Source organism: Gelidibacter sp., from assembly GCF_035515035.1.
Taxonomy (GTDB): domain Bacteria; phylum Bacteroidota; class Bacteroidia; order Flavobacteriales; family Flavobacteriaceae; genus Gelidibacter.
Genome location: NZ_DATJCA010000180.1, coordinates 1 through 20,515 on the forward strand (window position 1 = coordinate 1; position 20,515 = coordinate 20,515).

Annotated in this window: 14 protein-coding genes; 7 read left to right on the plus strand and 7 right to left on the minus strand. The window is 41.9% G+C overall.

Annotated features, from left to right (window positions below):
- The 4 genes from VLZ86_RS15910 to VLZ86_RS15925 all read left to right on the plus strand — a co-directional run.
- Positions 1-1,885: 3-hydroxyacyl-CoA dehydrogenase NAD-binding domain-containing protein (locus tag VLZ86_RS15910; RefSeq protein WP_325453212.1), on the plus strand; the 1,885-nt coding region annotated here is incomplete at its 5' end.
- A 457-nt stretch (positions 1,886-2,342) separates the two neighbouring features.
- A complete protein-coding gene (locus VLZ86_RS15915) occupies positions 2,343-3,542 on the plus strand; it encodes an acyl-CoA dehydrogenase family protein (protein ID WP_325453214.1) in 1,200 nt (399 codons plus the stop codon).
- Between the two features lie 434 nt (positions 3,543-3,976).
- Complete coding sequence (locus VLZ86_RS15920) at positions 3,977-5,035, plus strand: CaiB/BaiF CoA-transferase family protein (protein WP_325453216.1); 1,059 nt, start codon at positions 3,977-3,979, stop codon at positions 5,033-5,035.
- A gap of 20 nt (positions 5,036-5,055) precedes the next feature.
- Positions 5,056-6,807, plus strand: a complete 1,752-nt coding sequence (locus tag VLZ86_RS15925) for a long-chain fatty acid--CoA ligase (RefSeq protein ID WP_325453218.1) — start codon at positions 5,056-5,058, stop codon at positions 6,805-6,807.
- 956 nt (positions 6,808-7,763) lie between these two features.
- Here VLZ86_RS15925 and VLZ86_RS15930 read toward each other — a convergent pair.
- Positions 7,764-8,702 (minus strand): N-acetylmuramoyl-L-alanine amidase, encoded by a 939-nt coding sequence (locus tag VLZ86_RS15930; protein ID WP_325453220.1) that lies wholly within the window; start codon positions 8,700-8,702, stop codon positions 7,764-7,766.
- Positions 8,703-9,148: 446 nt separating this feature from the next.
- On the opposite strand from VLZ86_RS15930, the gene VLZ86_RS15935 reads away from it, so the two are divergent.
- On the plus strand, positions 9,149-9,472 hold the full coding sequence (locus VLZ86_RS15935) for a hypothetical protein (RefSeq protein ID WP_325453222.1): 324 nt from the start codon (positions 9,149-9,151) through the stop codon (positions 9,470-9,472).
- Between the two features lie 151 nt (positions 9,473-9,623).
- On the opposite strand, the gene VLZ86_RS15940 is transcribed toward VLZ86_RS15935, so the two are convergent.
- Positions 9,624-11,012 (minus strand): MATE family efflux transporter, encoded by a 1,389-nt coding sequence (locus VLZ86_RS15940; protein WP_325453224.1) that lies wholly within the window; start codon positions 11,010-11,012, stop codon positions 9,624-9,626.
- A 326-nt stretch (positions 11,013-11,338) separates the two neighbouring features.
- Between VLZ86_RS15940 and VLZ86_RS15945 the strand changes: the two genes are divergently transcribed.
- Complete coding sequence (locus tag VLZ86_RS15945) at positions 11,339-12,568, plus strand: NlpC/P60 family protein (protein WP_325453225.1); 1,230 nt, start codon at positions 11,339-11,341, stop codon at positions 12,566-12,568.
- A gap of 214 nt (positions 12,569-12,782) precedes the next feature.
- Here the strand turns inward: VLZ86_RS15945 and VLZ86_RS15950 are convergent, their stop codons facing one another.
- The 5 genes from VLZ86_RS15950 to VLZ86_RS15970 all read right to left on the minus strand — a co-directional run bounded on the left by VLZ86_RS15950 (position 12,783) and on the right by VLZ86_RS15970 (position 18,679).
- Positions 12,783-14,021: a hypothetical protein gene (locus VLZ86_RS15950; RefSeq protein ID WP_325453227.1), complete on the minus strand. Its 1,239-nt coding sequence runs from the start codon at positions 14,019-14,021 to the stop codon at positions 12,783-12,785.
- Entirely contained in the window at positions 13,993-14,433 is a 441-nt protein-coding gene (locus VLZ86_RS15955; RefSeq protein WP_325453229.1) for a ubiquinol-cytochrome c reductase iron-sulfur subunit, read from the minus strand. Before VLZ86_RS15955 ends, VLZ86_RS15950 begins: the two co-directional genes overlap by 29 nt.
- A gap of 11 nt (positions 14,434-14,444) precedes the next feature.
- Positions 14,445-15,641 (minus strand): di-heme oxidoredictase family protein, encoded by a 1,197-nt coding sequence (locus VLZ86_RS15960; RefSeq protein WP_325453231.1) that lies wholly within the window; start codon positions 15,639-15,641, stop codon positions 14,445-14,447.
- A gap of 210 nt (positions 15,642-15,851) precedes the next feature.
- Complete coding sequence (tyrS, locus tag VLZ86_RS15965; protein WP_325453233.1) at positions 15,852-17,057, minus strand: tyrosine--tRNA ligase; 1,206 nt, start codon at positions 17,055-17,057, stop codon at positions 15,852-15,854.
- Positions 17,058-17,365: 308 nt separating this feature from the next.
- Positions 17,366-18,679, minus strand: coding sequence for a GIY-YIG nuclease family protein (locus tag VLZ86_RS15970; RefSeq protein ID WP_325453235.1), 1,314 nt, complete (start codon positions 18,677-18,679; stop codon positions 17,366-17,368).
- Positions 18,680-18,761: 82 nt separating this feature from the next.
- Between VLZ86_RS15970 and VLZ86_RS15975 the strand changes: the two genes are divergently transcribed.
- Positions 18,762-20,515 (plus strand): ATP-dependent helicase (locus VLZ86_RS15975; RefSeq protein WP_325453236.1); only part of this gene is annotated, 1,754 nt, incomplete at its 3' end.

Here is a 20,515-nt window from a genome sequence, read left to right on the forward strand (position 1 = left end):
CACCAATCGTGCCATGCGGCAAATGGAACGCTCAACCAAACCGGTCGTGGCGGCACTAAGCGGATTGGCCTTAGGTGGCGGTTTGGAGATTGCCTTGGCTTGCAACTATCGCATTATGACCGATCATCCTGCCAATAAAATAGGCTTGGTAGAATGCTCTGTAGGCTTATTTCCTGGATCAGGTGGAACGCAACGTTATTTGAGAATGTTGGGGCCACAAAAAGCAATAGAATATATTACACAATCGCGAAAGTTATCGGCAGCACAAGCATTAAAGGATCAATTGGTCAACCAAATCTGTAGTCCAGAAGACGACATCAATGCTTTAGCCAAAGCATGGATCTTGCAGAATCCTGAAGTAAAGCAACCTTGGGATGACAAGCGCTTTGTGGTTCCTGGAACCCCAAATGGCATCGGACAACTATCTGGGTATACTGAGTTTTATTCGGTTTCCAATGCCATGGCCTATAAAACCACGCACGGCAATCTACCGCACATCAAAAACGTTCTGAGCGCCTTATACCATGGGAGTTCTACAGGAATTGACAATGCTTTAGAAGTTGAAGCGCGTTATTTTGTGGATACCTTATTTACTAAAGAAACCAAAAACATTATTAGGGCTTCCTTCATTTTTATTGGTGATGCGGCCAAAGGAAAAGCCAAACCAAAGGGTTTTGAGCCAGTGAGCTTTAAAAAGATCGGTGTTTTAGGTGCAGGAATGATGGGCGCAGGAATTGCGTATGAGTCGGCAAAATCTGGCTTGGAGGTGGTGTTGAAAGATGTATCTTTAGAAGGCGCCCAAAAAGGTAAGGATTATGCGGCACGCATTGAACAGCAAAAAATAGACAAGGGTAGAAGTACTCAAGAAAAAGCAACGGCAATTTTAGATCATATCCACCCTTCAGATCGTGTGGACGATTTAAAGGATTGCGATTTAATTATTGAAGCTGTTTTTGAAAATGAAGCGTTAAAAAATCGGGTCACCCAAGAAACGGAAGCGGTGATAAAGCCCGAGGTGATTTATGCCAGTAACACCTCAACCATCCCCATATCTACGTTGGCTAAAGCATCCTCAAGGTCTGATAAGTTTATAGGCTTACATTTCTTTTCGCCGGTGGATAAAATGCCTTTGGTAGAAGTGATTGTGGGTAAAGAAACCTCTGATGAAACCTTGGCAGCAGCTATTGATTATGTTATTAAAATACGAAAAGCACCTATTGTTGTGAATGATGGCCGCGGATTTTTCACCTCGCGTGTCTTCGGAAAATTTGTAAACGAAGGGATCACCATGTTAACAGAAGGCATTCCGCCAGCAGTCATAGAAAATGTAGCCAAAAAAATCGGCATGCCGGTTGGTCCTTTGGCGATATCCGATGAGGTCAATTTAAAACTCATGTTGGATATTATGAGCGAAGACCCGACTCTTACAGACTTTGAAAAGGCCTTGGAAAAAACAATTTCCACCATAGTGCACACGCACAAAAGACCAGGAAAAAAGGAAGGTCACGGATTTTATGACTATCCAAAAGATGCAAAAAAACACCTTTGGAAGGAGTGGAGTACGATATATCCAACGATAGAGAACTACGACGAAGAAGAAATAGGAAGACGTTTGTTATTCGCAATGGTCATCGATTCCTACAAATGTTTGGATAGTGGCGTGTTAAAAGAAGCGAAAGATGCGGATATAGGTTCTATCTTAGGACTTGGATTCCCAATTCACACTGGAGGCGTCATGTCTTATATCGATTATATCGGGGCACAGGAATTTAAAGACTATGCGGCGTTTTTGGCGAAAAAGCATGGCGAACGCTTCCAATTGCCAGAATCACTTATAGAGCGAATAGAAAAAGCAGGAACCAATCGCGTGTTCTATAAAAACTAACATTAGTGTCCGAAAAAAAAAGTTTGCATATCCGCTCTTAGTCATAAGAATTAAAAACTGAAAATACAATACCGATTTTTTGTTTGCCCTCCCGATAGTTATCGGAACTAAAGGGAGCAAAAAATCTCAAATGATTAATTAATTTAAGAATAAGCCACCCTTTAGGGCCGGGGCAATGCTTATTCGGATTTTAAATGAGCAACCTCAATTTTTTAAGATTTATTGCGGATATGCAAAAAAAATTAAAAAAGCCTTTTAAAGTAAATGATGTACAGGATTTTCAAGTTGATACCTAACTGTTTTGAAATTTTTTACAGCAGTGTGTTTGGGCATTATTAATTTAAACAAGAGCTGTTTGGCAGCTTGTTACAATCAAATCTTTGTACTTTAAGCGAAGCGGTCTTGATTCTTTATCGAACATCAATGAAAAACTAAAAAACAACTAAATAAGGTAGCCATGTTACAGAACGTATTGTTAGAACGGAAAATATATGCCTCAGAAGAGCACAAAATGATGCAAGGCATGATTCAGGATTTTATTAAAAATGAGATCTTGCCCCAAATGGACACTTGGGAAAAAGATGGCATGGTGAGTAGGGACATTTGGAAACGGGCAGGAGACTTGGGCTTGCTTTGTATGGACATGCCAGAAGAATATGGTGGTGGCGGGATGGACTTTAGTTTTAGTGCTTTGTTCATTGAAGAATTAGCTAAAAAAGCCATTAGTGGTCCTGGCTTTTCATTGCACTCCGACATTATTGCGCCCTACCTCCTAAAATGGGGAACAGAAGCTCAAAAACAACAGTATTTACCCATTATGGCCACTGGCGACATCATTACTGCCATCGGGATGACAGAACCAAACTGTGGTTCCGATTTACAAGCGCTTCGTACCACAGCGGTAGATAAAGGCGATCATTACCTGGTCAACGGACAAAAAACCTTTATCACCAACGGGTATATGTGTGATATGGCCATCGTGGCGGTAAAAACAAATTCCGGGACGCCAGAAGAAGGCGTTTCCTTATTGATTATGGAAAGCAAATGGGAAGGCTTCGAAAAAGGCGTGCCTTTCCATAAAATAGGAATGAAAGCACAAGACACCTGCGAGCTCTTTTTTGATAATGTCAAAGTGCCCAAAGAAAATCTCTTGGGAAAGGAAGGTGAAGGTTTTGTCATCATGATGAAAGAATTGGCACGAGAGCGTTTGTCCGTAGCTTTGGCTGCCATTGGTGGCGCCGAGGGTGCCATTGAAGAAACCCTCGAGTACACCTCTACCAGAACAGCTTTTAAGCAGCCAATTGCCGGGTTTCAAAACACCCAATTCAAGCTGGCTGAAGCGGCCGCACAATTGCAGCTCCATCAAGCGTTTGTGGACCGGTGTACAGAAGATTTGGCACAACATAAACTCTCTGCAGAAAGTGCGTCCATGGCCAAGTTTTCGGCAACGGATATGCACAGTAAAGTGGTTGACGAATGTTTACAGCTCTTTGGGGGCTATGGCTATATGTGGGAATATCCTATTGCCAGAATGTACGCCGATAATCGGGTGGCGCGGATTTATGCGGGAACCAATGAAATCATGAAATTAGTGGTGGCAAGAGGCCTGTTTAAGGAGTTATTTGCGCAAATGAAGGCGATGCGTAAGAAAAACTAAGCGACTATACACTAAAAAAAACCACAGACTGAAAGTCTGTTGAATTCGTGAAATGAATAGTATCGTATTTATTAAGGTTTTTATTGAACGAATAGATTTGTGGAAATTAGTGCAATTGGTGTCTAAAGCATTTAGAAATTAATACAGATGTAGTATATCACATCTCTGCATAACATCAGATCCATTTTTTTCGTAAAGGCTGAAGGTCTGTTGAATTCGTGAAATGGATAGTATCGTATTTATTAAGGTTTTTATGGAACGAATAGATTTGTGAAAATTAGTGCAATTGGTGTCTAAAACATTTAGAAGCTAAAGTGAGATACTTTAAAGTACATATTTACACGTTCGAACAGACGAGGTGTTAACACTTTTTGAGATCAACATAATAAACAACTCCCAAAGAATATTGACAAACGCCATTAAACACAAAATTAATGCAAGAAACAAAGCCACTGCAAGGTATTACCGTTATAGATTTCACCCGACTCCTACCAGGACCTTTAGGTACTCATCTCTTGAGTCAGTTAGGCGCTCGGGTCATTAAGATAGAAAGTCCAAAACGTTTGGATTATACCCGTTTTTATGATCCTAAAATAGAGGAGTGTTCGGTCCTGTTCCATACGATGAACCATTTTAAGGAACAGGTCATTATCGATTATGAAACAGTAGAAGGCTATCAAAAAGTAAGCGATTTAATCGCCACTGCCGATGTCTTGATCGAACAATTTCGTCCAGGCGCCATGGCCAGTTTTAATTTAAATTTTGAGGCTGTAAAAAAGATCAACCCCAACATTGTTTACGTCTCCGTTACAGGGTATGGGCAAAATGGAGATCTGCATACCAAGGCTGGACATGATATTAATTATTTGGCTACTGCAGGTTTATTGGACTTAAATAGGGATGAAAATGGAAAACCAATCATTCCCGGATTTCAAATCGCAGATATTGCGGGTGGCTCCTATATGTTGCTCTCGGCGTGCACGTCTGGGTTGTTAGCACAAAAATTACAGAATAAACCACAGTATATCGATTTGAGCTTACTCGATGCCACTATCCCTTTAAATGCCATTGCACACAGTATGTCACAAGGTGGGTCCTCTTATAAAAAAATGCTCATTTTAAGTGGCATGATGGTCAACTATAACGTTTATGAATGTTCAGATGGAAAATGGATGGCATTAGGTGCTTTGGAACCTAAATTTTGGAATGCCTTCTGTGACCTGGTGAACAAACCCGAGTGGAAAGGAAAATCAGACCTAGAATTAATCAATGGCGTTTTTCCTAAAGCAGAATTGGAAGCACTTTTTAAAAGTAAAACAAGGGACGAATGGACAGATCTTAGTAAAAATTATGACACCTGCTTGTCTCCAATTTTAGAAATAGAGGAGGTCGCCAACCATGGTCACATTCAAGAACGCAAGGTTTTTAAAGAAACGCCTATCAAGAATAAAACCATAAAGACCTACGCCTCGCCTTTCAAAACCTATAGCTAATAACCAAAACAGCGGTATCCATGTCTCAACACCTTACGCGATTATTCGATTTACCAAACTATCAATTGCGACATACGCCGCAGGACAAAGCCTTCAATACAAAAATAAAGGGACAATGGGTGGCTTTGAGTACTCAGGATTACTGTTTTCAAATCGACATTATTAGCAATGCCTTAATAGCATTAGGGGTTCAGGTAGACGATAAAATTGCTATCGTAGTGGATAAAAATAGTGTGGAATGGCATATTTTGGATATGGCTATTTTGCAGATTGGCGCTGTAAACGTGCCTTTGTATGCGACCTTGTCTTCAAAAGACTACGAATTTATCTTAAACCATTCCGATTCGAAACTATGCTTTGTTTCTAATAAAGATTTATTCGAAAAAGTACAAGCTGTTCAAAAGAACACACAAGTCTCTTCAGTTTTCAGTTTTGACAATACAGTTTCTGATCATAATTGGGAAAAACTATTAACCTTAGGAAAAAATACCGCACCTCACTCAGAAGTTGAAGCGCGTAAAGCAAATATCTCCCCAAAGCACCTCGCTACCATTATTTACACTTCGGGAACTACCGGAGTTCCTAAAGGGGTCATGATTACCCATGAAGAGCTGTTGCACACAGTGAAACTTTGTAAGGACTTATTGAATCTCAATGAGCCCTATCTGCCCATGCTCAGTTATTTGCCTATAAGTCATGTGTTTGAGCGCTTGGTAATGTATTATTACCAGTATATGGGATTTCAAATCTATTTTGCCGAATCCTTAGAAAAACTGGTGGAAAACTTGCAGGAGGTCAAACCTGTGTTTCTGCCGATAGTGCCCCGATTATTGGAGAAAATATTTGATAAAATAATTGCCAAGGGCAACGAACTTTCAGGTCTGAAGAAAGTGCTGTTTTTCTGGGCGGTGCGTCTTGCCGAAAATACTGAGCTGGATCAAAAAAGAGGATGGCAACATGAGATAGCCGACACATTGATCTACAGTAAATGGCGCGCAATTTTTGGAGGTCACTTGCGCTTTTTAGTTTCAGGCTCGGCACCCTTACAAGAGCGCTTGATAAAAGTGTTTAGCGGAGCCGGATTGCCTATTTATGAGGGTTATGGCATGACGGAATCTTCTGGAGTGATCTCTCTTAATGGCTATAAAAAAGGGGAATCTCGTTTAAAAACCGTTGGTAAGGTAGTATCGGACTTAGAGATTAAAATCGCTGAAGATGGTGAAATCCTTTTGAAAGGACCGAATGTTTTTAAGGGCTATTACAAAGATGAGGCCAACACAAATGACGCTATTAAAGAGGGACTTTTTCATACAGGGGATATTGGCGACCTCTGCAAGGATGGATTTCTAAAGATTACCGATCGCAAGAAAGCCATATTCAAGACCTCAGGAGGGAAGTATATTGCCCCAGCCATCATCGAAAATATTATGAAACAATCGCCATTTATAGAACAAATTATGGTGATTGGAGAAGGCTATAAAATGCCTGCCGCACTCATTCAGGTGAACTATGAATTTGTAAAAGATTGGGCAGAAAAAAACACCCATCCCCTTAAAGATGTCACTACAGATGCCATTCTTATCGCTCGGATCCAAGAAGATATTGACCGGTATAACGAAAGCTTGGGCCACTGGGAACAAATCAAAAAATTTGAGATAACCCCTGATGAATGGACCGTTGAAGCCGGACATTTGACGCCGACCTTAAAATTGAGACGAAAAGTGATCAAGGAAAAATACCAAGCGCTTTTTACAAAAATCTATGCCGAGTAAATCCATACTCAGTATAAGTTGAAATTGCTTGCCCGTACGAAGCGAAGCGGAGGCGGGCCTGCCCCATCCGCCTGCCCCATCCACAGCAAGCAATGACGGACAACATTTACGGATGCGGGAAGCGAAGAAACAAAGGTTGAAAGGAGATTTAATCAAGTTTTAAATAGCGAATCTCGAACTTTGAACATCAAATATCGAAGTTTAGGTCAACGGAGAAACTTGAAACCTGCCCGCCCGCAGCAAAGTGGATGCGGGAAACTTTGAACCTAGAAATCGAACCGCTAAGAACGCAAAGTTGTCCGCTAAGACCGCAATGAATTGCTTGACCGAATGCAGCCTTAGCAAAGTCGAGGACTATTTTATAGAGACGGGAAAAAGCAGACATTGTAAAAAATCACAGAGGGATGACATCTTTGTAACAAGCGTATAACTTATCACAAACGAGCCCTGTAGGGGCGACATCTTGAATAAAATTAATTTAACTTCCAAGCTCTCACAAATCACAAAACAAGATTCCATGTGAATCAACTCCGTAGGAGCGACATCTCTAATAGCGCTATATTAATTTTACTTCCAATGCCTCACAAATATTTTTTATAAAGGTTATTAAGCACCTCTAAATCGTAATCTGTTACTTGTGCCATTGTTGGTGTTTTCCACCAGCAATTTTCACTTAATTCTAACGTCTGGAAACCGTATGCCTAAGGCATTTAAGTTAATTAGTGCTATTTGAGAAGATTTAGAATGCTTTTAAAGTCATCTTAAAACCTTACTATATATAAATTGTCAATGTATGGACTTACCTTTTATTATCCTCTGTTCGATTAAATTATGGTCCTTCGGCACGGTGTAAATCCTGTAGGGATGACCTCTTCGTAAAAAGACAACCCCATGTAGGTTGAGCCCTGTAGGGGTGACATCTTAAATAGCGTTACATTAACTTAACTTCCCAGTACTCATAAATACTTCTTATAAAGATTATTAAGCACTTTTAAATCATAATCGGTTAAAGTAGAATCGACTTCAGTCTGTATAAAGTGAAGTTTAAAAGCTTTGATGGCAGCGGGCAAATCAGTCACATCATAGCCAATAATCTTTAACGCCACAGCCGGACTGACATCCAACAATTCCGGTGCTGGAGCTGCGATTGTACCGGTCTTAACCGAATCACTCATAACCAAGTTGAGTTCTGGTGTTACTACTTCGGTTGGGATGCTGCTGTCATCCATTGGCTGAACGATGTCGTCAATAGGTTCATCATACCACAAGCCGTAGCCTTCCTTTGCGAGTAATTTCCAAGGAAAGGTTCTGTTAGGATCATTTTTTCTAGTGGGAGCAATATCCGAATGGCCAATAAAATTCGCCGCTGGAATTTTATACTTTGTTTTAAGATCTTCTAATAATTCCAGAAGACTGCCAATTTGGGCAGGTGAAAATTCCTCAAAGCCATTATTGTCCAACTCAATGCCTATAGAGGATGAGTTGATATCCGTGTTGGAGCCCCACTGACCACTGCCACCGTGCCAAGCACGATAAAGATCGTTGAGCATGTGATAGACCTCACCATGTCTTCCAATCACATAATGCGAGCTGACCTGGGTTCTTTCCAAAGTAAAAGTTTTGAGCGTTTGCCCAACAGAATCTTGCGCCGTATGGTGAATTATAACAAGATTGGGTCTTCTTAAATTAAAATTAGTTGTCCCCACCCAGTGGTCTGCATATTTCATCATAGCTGCAGTTCCAGGTGCAGGTGGAGGAAGGACTTTTAATTCTGTACTGAGGGCCTTAATCTGTTTTTTATGTGCTCTATTGGTGGGCGCGTAAGGGTTACTGGCACAAGAGACCATTAAAAATACAAGGGCGGTTACTAGGAATGGGGTGATTGTTTTTTTCATTGAAAGGAGAGTTTAAGCTGTGGTGTTTTCAAAGATAATAATAAGTGGATTAATCGAATTTTTATGGGCAAACTTAAGCCTTTAAATTTTAGGTTATATTCTACGATAGGTTAAGAGGCTGTTGTGAAGGCGCCAATTTAGGATAATTATGTGAATTTGACTGAACAGGAATTTCGAAAGCCCACGATAATAAGTGCCTTGGCTCTTAATTCTATAAATTGCCTATGTTGGAGTTATCTATCTATCTACAACTTACCATCTTTCATATTTTCCTTAGGGCGTCATTGGGCCTCTCAGCCACTTAAACACCCAAATAGTTAATTAATAGGATGCGCTGGGAAAACCGCAATTATATATGCTTACTTTTGCCAAATAGTTTAGCGCCTCCAGAATCCACTGGGGAAGTCCATATATTTTAATCCAATCACTATAATTTTAGTCCAATTATGAGCCAAAGAATTTATTCCAACACGGAGATTCAAGAAAAAATCGCCGCTGCCGTTAAAAACCTATCGGATGCCGAGATAGACAAGTTCCTTAAAAAGTCCCATTCAAAAACGGTTTTTGATATCAATACACCACTATTCTTAAAAGTACCGGAGCATTTTACCGAGACTGAAAAAACGAATGCCATTAAAGATGAAAAGGGTATAATCCGATGGACTTGGGACTATGAGTTTACGCGCAACGGCTTTGTCTATGCGATCAATACACAATGGTATGCCAGAAATGACGAGTATGTGCAACGTTGGTTGCAAAGCTTGGAATAGTCGGAATAGTGGTGTCCATCACCAGAGCTTCCTATCTGAAAATGTAACTAAGCGACTTCAAAAGAGTCGCTTTAATTGTGGAATTATTTTAGATTCCAACCTTCGTATGTTCCACCAACAATCCTCTGGGAAAGAGGAATCAATGATCTTTCTATTCGTGCGCCGTTAAAAAGCTTCGGTCCCGAATCACCCTTTTCTTCCAATAGCCTGTTTTGAAATAGATAAAGGCCGCCGTCCCCGCAATGAGGTTGGAGATGGGAAAAGACCACCAAATCCCCACGGGTCCCATTTCTAAAGTATTGGAAAGAACATAGGCTAATGGAAAGCGTACCACCCAAAGGCCCAAGATGGAAATAAACATGGAGGCTTTGGTAAATCCAGCGCCATTGAAGGTGCCGTTCATCACTTGTTGCAGTCCAAGGAAACCGAAACTTACAGACATGATCTTAATAAACAGCGCCCCTTCTTTTATAACCAATGGATCATCGGGAATAAAGAACGCCGTTAAGGATTCTGCCACCAAGAACATGACCACTCCCAAGGCGGTGAACCCGAAGAAAGCTACTTTGGCGCTCAATTTGGCCACATTCTCAGCTCTTTTGATCTTTAGGGCACCAAGGTTTTGGCCTACTAGAGAAGTGGTGGCTATGCCAAGTCCCAAAGCGGGGACCACTATAAAGCTCAACATCCTTGCCCCAATCCCGTAGGCGGCTACGATATCACTTCCAAAACTGGTAACAATCACCATCATAAACGTCATCCCCAAAGCACGAGTGGATTGCTCAACACTTGCCGGAAACCCTATTCTGAAAGTTTTCTTTAGGTTTTCCATATTGAAATACATGGATTCCAGCGAAACTTTAATCCCATGACGTCCCCTAAAAAGAATGACCAATCCGATAAGGGCGGCCATGGCTTGGGTAATCACGCTTGCCACTGCGGCACCGGCCACTCCATATCCCGGCACGGGACCATAGCCGTAAATAAAAAGCGGATCCAACCCCGCATTTAAGATCACGGTGAAAAGCACAATATACACAGGGAGCATCACCTTCCCGATTCCGCGCATAAGCGATTGGAAGATAAAGAAGAGGAATAAAAAAACAAAGCCCATAGACGACACCTTAAAGTAGGTGATGGAATCTTCAATGATATCCGGTCCGGCACCTATAATTGTCATTAAAGGCTCAGCGGCGAAATAACTGACGATGGCCAAAACGATGGAGGTTAAAAAGATCAGGAAAACACTTTGTGACGAACTGAAATCCACCATCTTCTGGTTGTCGGCACCTTGGTAGCGCGCCACCATCACGGTACCTGCCAAGGTAAGCCCTGCCCCAATGGAAAGCACCAGAAAGAGTAGAGGGAAACTAAGACTTACCGCAGCAACGGCATCGGCTCCCAGTCGCCCCAACCAAAACGTATCGATCAGCTGATAGGCAGATTGTAGAATGTTGGCGAAAATAATGGGCAGCGCCAAACTTAATAGGGAGCTGATTATTTTGCCTTCGGTGAATTTATTTTTCTTTTTGGTAGTCATTCCTGCAAAATTATGATAACCTTTTCGATGTGATGCTTAATTTAATCTTAATAGTTGAGAAATTAAGTAGAAAATTAGGAGCTAAAGTCTAAATTGCGCGATTAACCAACCCTATGCACTTACAGCTCTAATGAACGTAGCCCCTAGGAATTTTATCGCTGATAAAATTATTATCTTTGCGAGTTCCCATAGCTTAGCTTTGGTGCATTTTTAGTAAAAGGCTTATCTTGCATAATTGCTAGCCAACTAAGTTGGGAAAAGTTTTCCATAAGGTATGGATCTGAAATATAAATTGTTAATAAAAAACCATGTTAAATTTACGTCGAATGAATCTGTTAAAAAAAATTAATTTATTAAGCCTATTCGGACTTTTAATACTGGCGTCTTGTAATAAAAAGACTGAAGAAAAAAAGAACAATCAAGCTGAAATCTATATTTCAGAGATTAAAACGGAATTTGCACCCGATAAGAGAGTGGCCCTATTTGATGTGGCCGCAAAGAAATCAAATGACACCTATATCTTAACCGGTGAATCAAATTTACCTGATGCCGTAACCGCATTGAAGGAAAAATTAAATACGGAAGGCCTGTCTTTTACCGATAGTATTCAGGTGCTTCCTATCGCCAAAGAAGATGGGAAGACCCACGGCATCATAAAAATATCCGTGGCCAATTTAAGGGGAGATCATAGACATTCAGCAGAATTGGTGACCCAAGCGATCTTGGGAACACCGGTGACTATCTTAAAAAATAGGCCAGGCTGGACCTTGATCCAAACCCCGGAAGGTTATATTTCTTGGGTGGATAATGGAGGTATTGTTAGTTTGACAGACGACGAATTTAGAGCGTGGAAGACCGCCGATAAGTTGATCTATTTAACGCCATACGGGTCTGCCTATACAAATCCAGATACGAAGAGCCAAACGGTTTCCGATTTGGTGGCGGGCAATATTTTAGAGGTTGTTGGTGAAAAACAAGGCTTTTATGAAATCAAATATCCTGATGGGAGGAAAGCCTTTATTGAAAAGACCAATGCTAAGCCTTATATGGAATGGGTGAAATCTGTAGATCAATCGCAGGCCGACTTGGTAGCTACAGCAAAAACCATGATGGGTTCGCCGTATTTATGGGGCGGGACTTCTCCTAAAGGCATGGATTGTAGCGGATTTACAAAAACGGTTTATTTTTTGAACGGGTTGATCATTCCTAGAGATGCCTCGCAGCAAATCCATACCGGTGTATTGGTGGATTCTACCAAAAACTTTGAAAACCTGGTTCCTGGAGACCTCTTGTTCTTCGGAAAAAAAGCTACGGATACGTCAAAGGAGAGGGTCATTCATGTGGGCATGTGGATTGGGGATAACAAATTTATCCATGCCATGGGTGATGTGCATATCAGCAATATGGATACTACCGCGGAAGATTTTGACCAATACAATTACGACCGATATCTCAGAACCAAAAGAATCAATGATCAAGAAGGTCCTGGATTGATGTATCTCGCCAAAGCGGATATTTTTATGGCTAGCAATGACACGGAACCTGTTAAACAATGATAGTTTAATTCCTTTTGGGTATTAACACTCGCAAGTTTTTGATTGATCAAATTGAATAAGGTCTTCTGGAATATCGGAAGACCTTATTTATACGATGGCATTTGCGATGTGATTACCCTCCCAACACGAATTATCAAATTTTGACAAAGTAAAAAAGCCTATAGACTTTAAAGTTTATAGGCTTTTCCGTTTCACTATTTAGGTGTGCTTTTGCTTAAAAATAACTGCTGAATCCCATATACCATGTGGCAGCTCTTTCGGCAGGATTGTTAAGAATATCGGTGGTCCACTCATACCGGTAGTTGATTCGGAACACCGTTTTTGGAGTGGGCCTAAAACTGATTCCTGGGGTGACTGCAAGGATTTGATCGCCGATTTTGGTACCCGTTTCCTTAAATCGGCCCACGTTCCCATCCACATAATCAAATCGTGCGACCACGTTGAAGGTGGCATCTTCCCACTCAAAAATCTTGTTTTTGTAAACCGGTTGGACAATATCCATGAACAGGCCCCGCTGTTTATTCCCGTATTGCTGGGTATAAGTATCTGGGGTTTCTGCCCAGATCCATGCCGCTTCTCCCACGAAATAAGTTCCGGTGGATTTTATTGTCGTGTTCCAATCTAGCGCAAATACATCCACTCGTGCCTGATCTTCTACTTTTTCGCCGTCATCTTCAAACTTGTTGTAAGTGCCGCCCATATATGAAAAACCAATCTCGCCAATCTTTCTGTTTTTGATTGCGAGTTTTCCAGAAAACATGGCTTTTCCACTAAAGTTATCCTCAAATAAGTGGTCGCCATCCTTATGCGCAGGCAAATAGGTCTTGTCCTCTTCGTTGGAAATGATGCGGCTGCTAAACCCGTTGGTCAAATAAGCCTCATAGCCGAAAATCCAATTCCCTGAGTAGGTTTTTCCGTACATTCCAAATCCCGCGTTTGAAAGGGTTGCGGCCAGCATATTGATCGCCACATCAGGACGCTCCACAAATTCCCATTTCGGGCCGTCGTGGTTTTCGTTAAAAGCACCAATGGGATTCATCACAATGCCGCCTCGAAAGTTGAACAACGGATGAAAGGCCACATCCAACGCTGCAAACTCAATAGCCACTTCCTTGCCACCATCTTCGAATTCTATTTCGGTCAAGAACTTGATCCGATCTGAAATGGAAGCTGCCATAAACAGGGTCAATCGCCTTGCCTGAAAAGACAACCCGTCGGTGATGCCTTCCTCGGTCCGGTGCATGGTGTTGGCCTCCAAATAGCCGCCGAGGGTGACGGGGACTTTATCAAAGCTTAAGGTGGGCCGATTAAAGACTGCATCCATATTTAATTCTTGTGCATCGTTTTCTTTGACCGTTTTGGTGCCGTCTTCTTGGGCAGAAACCGAACCAATGCAGAGGGCTCCCAGAATTAAGAGATGGGTTTTAAGAGAGTTCAATGTAGATATTTTCATTTTGAATGGTTGTTTTGTATGTTTTTAAATCTTGATCGGCTGGTCCTTCCAAAACGCCACCTTTGGTATCGAATTCACTGCCATGGCAAGGACAACTGTAAATGCCGCCGCCCACATTGAGCTCACACCCCCGATGGGTGCATTTCATGAGCGCCGCTGTATAGTCGTTGGCGCCAGATTTATAGAGGCAAATGGGAAAATCCTCGGTGGACGTTTTCACCAAAACAAAGGTTCTGTAAGTGGTGGTGTTTTTTTTCACAATCTCAAACTCCGATAGTGGTACGATCAGACTGTTGTTTTTTATACTGCTCGTGGCGTAATAAATGCTCTCGCAAGAAGTTAGAAGGGTGGAGGCGAAGGGAAGGCCTACCAAGACCACTCCACAAGTTTTTAAGAATTTTTTCCGATTCATAAGGGGTGATTTTATAAGGATTCAATGAATTTTAAAACTTGATCTTTTTCCGTTTGACTTAGGCCTGAATACAAGTTTTTAGAGTTTTCAGCCTCGCCGCCGTGATATAAGATAGCTTCTTCAATACTTCTTGCTCTGCCGTCGTGGAGTAAATAATAGTGCCCACCTTGCGAATCTTTTGCCAAGCCGATGCCCCATAAGGGTGGCGTTTTCCATTCGTAGGAATACGCATAACCTTCGGTATAACCGTCATCAAGCTCTGGACCCATGTCATGTAAGAGCAAATCGGTGTAGGGGTGGAATTCTTTATAGGAGAGCGCTTCAATTGGCGAGTATCCAGTGTGTAAAGTAGGTTTGTGACAAGCTGCACACTGTATGTCGCCAAATAGGGCTTTACCCGCCATCACATCGGGGTCCTGTTGGTTTCTGGGAGCCGGCGCTTTTAAGGTTTTTAAGTAAAACACCACATCACTTATGGTCTGCCGATCGATTTCCGAAGGCATTTTATCGCCACTATAAGTGTCATAAGGTTCGAAGTACGAGGTAATCCCAATGTCCTGATTATAGGCATCGGCGGTTTGGTGCAACAAATCATACATACGTCCTTTTTTTCCAAAACGCGAAATGTATTTCCCGTTCTGCCTAAGGGTTTCAGGACGGTCCTTAACGTAATCTGGTCTGGTGTTCCAATGCACACGTCCGCTGACGCCATCGCCATCCAAATCATCGGGATCGGACATATCAAGTAAATCCTGATCTCTCACAGCGTCCAAAAATCCGAGGCCAGTGACAATGGGAGCTACCAAATCGGAGTGTGGCACCCCTGGTGGCAAGGTTTCAGGTTCATAACCTGGAATGGCCCGGTTTTGCAACTGTGGACCACCTTGTTTTAAATACGCATTAATCCCTGGAAACTCTTGTCCAAAACGGGTGAACTTCACAAAGGGATGTCCTTTTCCGTCCCCGGCATGACAACTGACGCAGCTGGTTCCTGTAAAAATGGGACCCAAACCGGTGTCCACGGTGAAAATGTGGTCGTTAAAAGCGACATCGCCCTTGATAAAACGCTTGGCTTCGGCCATGGTGAGATCTTCTACCGGACCATCGAGCAATTCATATTCTTGGGGTTCCTGCGGCACTAAAATCTCGCAGGAAAAAAATATGGGAAGCAATAACAGACTTCCCCATAGGTAACTTTTCATTCTCATTTTGTTGTAGTTTTAGGTAAAACTAAACAAAATACGAGAATGTGTAAACATATTTTTAGATTAATCTAAATATTAATGCTGCATTTGTCTAAAAACGGCTACCGGAGACAGAAGATGGAAGACCGAGGAAGGAAAATAGACGAATCATACATCCATTTTCACACTACCCTCAACCCTCTAATCCTCTTTCCACTACACACCAATCTCTGTCTAGGTCAACTCATAAAAATCCCTTTTCCCCACCTTGATCCGAAGATTTTTTTTCAGGAGCACACTCTGGTGTGGATCTGTGATCTTTTCATTATCTATTTGAATGGCACCGCTTTCAATCAGTCGTCGAATGGCCGATTTACTCAAATCTTCCTTGAGCTGGCTACATAGTTCAATTAGACTCAAGCTGCCATTTTCGGAACTTATAGCGCTGATTGCAATAGGGTCAAAGGCTTTCTCCTCAAACTTTTTATTTTGAAATTGATTGGTGAAAAAGTCTTCAGCTTCCTGCGCCGCTTGGTCATTATGGTATTGGGTAATAATGTTTTTGGCGATGATTTTCTTGAGGTTCATTGGATTTTCTCCAGCCGCCAAGCGCGCTTTCAATCCCTCTTTTTCCTCGACTGAAAAATCCGTGGTCAGATCCAAAAACTCTGTGATGAGCATATCCGGAATGGACATGGTCTTCCCAAACATATCATTGGGGGCGTCCGTTAAACCAATGGTATTGTTCAGGGATTTGCTCATTTTCTCCTTCCCGTCCAAACCTCTTAACAAAGGCATGCACATGACCGTTTGCGGCGCCATGCCGTAGCTTTGTTGCAATTGTCTGCCCATGGTGCAGTTGAAAAGTTGGTCCGTGCCGCCCATTTCGATATCGCAGTTGATTTTAACGGAGTCAAAGCCTTGTAAAATGGGGTACACCAATTCGTGCATCGCGATGGGCGTGTTTTCGGTAAACCGTTTGTTGAAATCATTACGGTGCATCAATTGCGCCACGGTCACTTTAGACAAAATCTGAATGATTTCTGAGAAGGACAATTGGTCCAACCAATGGGAATTAAAGACCACCTCACTCTTTTCTACGTCAATAATCTTTGACAATTGCGAGATATAGGTTTCGGCATTACGGAGGACATCGTCATTGCTTAGGGGTTGGCGACTTTTATTTTTTCCCGTGGGATCACCAATTCGGGCGGTAAAATCGCCCACCAAAATCACAATTTGATGCCCCAAATCCTGAAATTCCTTTAATTTTTTAAGCACCACCGCATGTCCCAAATGCAAATCGGGAGCGGTTGGGTCAAAGCCAAGTTTGATGATCAGCTTTTTACCCTCTTTTTCGGCTTGCTCCAATTTTTCGGCCAATCCATTCTCTGGGAGAATGATCTCTACGTTTTCTTTTAATCTGTTTTCTGTGTCCATGTTATTTTTAAATAAAAAAAGCCCGAGCAAAATGCTCGGGCTTTAGGTGTATTACTATATGTTGTTCTGTTAAATCAATTTCAAATATATGTATAACCTATCCGAGCAAATATCAGTAGGATAATAAGTGCTGAAAAATGGAAGGCGTAATATGTTGTTCAAAATTTTCATTTCGGGGCAAAGTTACGGATAAATACAGAATCTATAATAAACTTTAGAATAAAAGACCAAGATAGGGCGTCAAGGTTCGACCAGCACAACTGAATGCTGCTGCTGAACTCTGAACATTGAATCCAGAACCGTGAACTCTAACGTTCACTGAGAATTAAAATATCGTCCTTGGGGACCTGTTTTTTTAAGCCATCTAAAATTCTGGAGGTGTCGTAATTATTGTGCTGCGCAATCAAGTGTCCCAGAATGTCATTAGGGGTATAAATGGGTTCCTGCTTGTCAATAAATCCATAACCTTCATAAATGTCGTTTACCGTATAAATAAACGCATCTTCCTGACTATGTCTGCCCTTTAACTTATAAATCTTTCTGGATTTTTTGTTTTTAAAGTGTTCAAATGCCGTTTCAAAACGGTCATTATAAGCGTTGATCAACGTTGGATCCGCACAAACACATTGTTGTTGTTTAATGGTGACGTTACTGCACGGGCCTTTTACGGTCTCCAACCCACAATGCTTTCTGCACAACCCATATTTCGAACAAAATTGTTCCAGCGAATGCTTTACGGAACCGCGATTAAAATAGCGCTCCGGCATATTGTCCTTAATATCTTTTCGGGTGATCTGCAACTTGTGGATCCCCTTCGCCGTTTTCGCTTTATTGATAATATAGGGCGCGGGATCTATAATCTGTTGGGTATTATAGATGGGTTTTAGCTTCTTAATTTCGGCAGATTCTATCAGTTGTGCCAGAATATCATTCCCCGTATAATCTACATGCACCGAGTTTATGGACGCATAATTGATATGGTTTTGGGCTGATCCTTGTGTGAAATGGGACTGCAACCGTTTTCTTATATTTTTGGCCTTTCCAACATAGACAACCGCCTCTTTTTGGTCTAAAAAATAATAGACCCCAGGCGCCATCTTATAAAGACTAAGGTCTGGGAATGTTTCAGGTTGGGAGCGTGGGTCGTCTTCGTTTTTTAGGGCAGGTTCATGTATATACCTTGCCATCAGCATCACATAGTCACTGGCATAAGCGACGCTTTGCTCGTGGAGTTTCGAATTTTGTCCCAAAAGTGCCGAAATAGGATGTTCTGGTAACTTGTCGTTAGGGTGAAAAAGAATTTTAGGGCGAATATCAAAATTATAACCAATGGTCTTAAATTGCGATTTCAGCAGTCGGAATTGCAGGGCTTCGGAAAAAACCAGCTGTTGATTGCGAAACAGGTCAATCAGTTCATCGGCGATATCACAAAAAGGTGGTGCCGAAAGCAGCTCTAACCGATCCAAACGGTGGGTGTCGTAGCAACGCTTTGAAATACTGATCTCCGGTCGAAAATTAAAGCTCATGCTGGTCTCAGATAACCCTTCGGTTTTTAAGGTGATGCGGTAAGGGACGTCGGCTCTTTTGCCTGCGTTTATAGTTTGAATATAGATAAATACCATTAGAGCAAAAATAAGTGTTTTTAGCGTTACATAAAAAAAATCGTATCTTCTCAATATTCAATATCTTTACAAAAATGGCATTTTGGAAAACCATAATCTTAACGAAAAACAGAAAAAAGCAGTCGAATTTGAGGGGCAACATTTGCTGGTGCTGGCAGGTGCCGGCACTGGAAAGACCCGATGTATCGTAGGCCGTGCCGCCTATCTTATTGAACAAGGCGTGCCTCCGGATAAAATTCAGATTCTCACCTTTACCAAGCGGTCGGCCAATGAAATTGTCGAACGCGTCAAAGCCTCACTGTCCACCAATCAGGCGCAAAGTTTGAACGGGTCCACCTTTCATTCCTGGTGCAACCAACTGCTGGTGCGGTATCCTAATTTATTTGGAGCTTCAGGCTACACTGTCATTGATCCCGATGATCAATTGAGTGTTATGAAAATGGTCTGCGGCGATCAAATTATTGAATATAAAGGCATCCGGATTAAGCCACAACAGCTCATCGATATCTATTCCTACGGACGCAACACGCGTCAAAATCTGTCCCATGCCATTCGTGAACTGGTCTATAAAGGCAGAGTGGATGATGAGACCACGGATGAAATTGACATCATCCGACCTAAAATAGAAGTCTTGCTGAAGGCTTATCAAACCAAAAAAGGGGAAGGACGCTATATTGATTATGACGATTTGTTGTTGATTGTCGCCAATCGGTTAAGAAATGATGCGCAAGCTCGGGAAATTTTAAGCGAGCAGATCAAGCACTTATTGATTGACGAATTTCAGGACACTAACCCTTTGCAATGGTTCCTGTTGGAGCCTTTCTTACAAATTGCCAAGTTTTATTGTGTGGGCGATGACGCCCAATCCATCTATTCCTTTAGAGGTGCCGATTTCAAAAATGTGCATTTGTTCAAGTCACGCGTTCCTGAGTCTGAAGTTATGATTTTGGACAAAAATTACCGATCTACCCAAGAGATTTTGGACCTTTCCAACTGGCTGATTGACCAATCGCCATTGGATTATAACAAACAATTGGTGGCTGCCCGTGGCCAAGGGCAACTTCCTAAGCTCATTAATGTAGGCAGTCAATGGGAGGAAGCCAATTTTATTGCCGAACATATCCTTGAAAATTTCACGGAAAAGAACAAGCAATTCACAGATCATTTGATCCTCTCAAAATCGTCGTATTATACCAAACCGTTGCAGGCCGTCTTTATTCAGAAAAAAATCCCCTACGTCACTTACGGGGGACGTAAATTTATGGAAGCCGCCCATATCAAGGACGTCATTGCGGCGCTTCGGGTGGTTAATAACCACCTCGATGAAATTGGCTGGATGCGATTTTTGACCTTTTGGGATGGCATCGGCGAGGTGAAAGCGGGCAAATACATTGCCAAGCTGGTCAGTTATGAAGATCCTTTGCAGTGTGCCCAAAACCTGGCGGATGTCATAGGCGGCGTGGAAGGGGAGACCATAAGTGACATTTATAATACCATTTATTTAAATTCCGGAAATGTGAAGGTTGCGCTGCAGGAAGCCTACTCCAAAATGGAAAAATCCCTCGCCTTTAAATATCGTAAGGATTGGGAAGAGAAGCGGAAATCGGATTTTCCCGTGCTTGAAATGCTGGGCGATAATTACGCCTCCATCGGACAGCTCATTTCTGAAGGGATCTTAGAAAATGCAAAACAATTAAATGGCGAGCCCATTCTGGAAGGCTCCCAATTAAGCACTTCCGAAATCAAGGATCATGTGATCATTTCCACGGTGCATTCTGCCAAAGGCTTGGAAGCAGAGGTGTGCTATGTCCTGAATGTGTCGCCAAAAGTCTATCC